This window comes from Sphaerotilus sulfidivorans (assembly GCF_013426975.1).
Taxonomy (GTDB): domain Bacteria; phylum Pseudomonadota; class Gammaproteobacteria; order Burkholderiales; family Burkholderiaceae_C; genus Sphaerotilus; species Sphaerotilus sulfidivorans.
Genome location: NZ_JACCPY010000124.1, coordinates 1 through 220, shown reverse-complemented (window position 1 = coordinate 220; position 220 = coordinate 1). Strand labels below are relative to the sequence as shown.

At 72.3% G+C, this 220-nt stretch carries 1 protein-coding gene; it reads right to left on the bottom strand.

Going from position 1 to position 220, the window contains the following annotated elements:
• The coding region (locus HZU84_RS20225) for a transposase (RefSeq protein ID WP_257644663.1) at window positions 1-206 on the bottom strand (206 nt) is incomplete at its 3' end.
• Between the last annotated feature and the right edge of the window lie 14 nt (window positions 207-220).

Here is a 220-nt window from a genome sequence, read left to right as displayed (position 1 = left end):
CCCGCAGCCTGCCAGGCTCTCAGCCGCCGCCAGCACGTCATGCCGCTGCCGTAGCCCAGCTCCTGCGGCAGGTGTTCCCACCCAATCCCGGTGCGCAGCACGAACAGGATGCCGTTCAAGGCCCGCCGGTCGTCCACCCGCGGCCTGCCGCCCTGGGCCGAGCGCGGCGGCGCCTCAGGCAGCAACGGCTCCAACTTCTCCCACAGCGCAGCGCTGACTT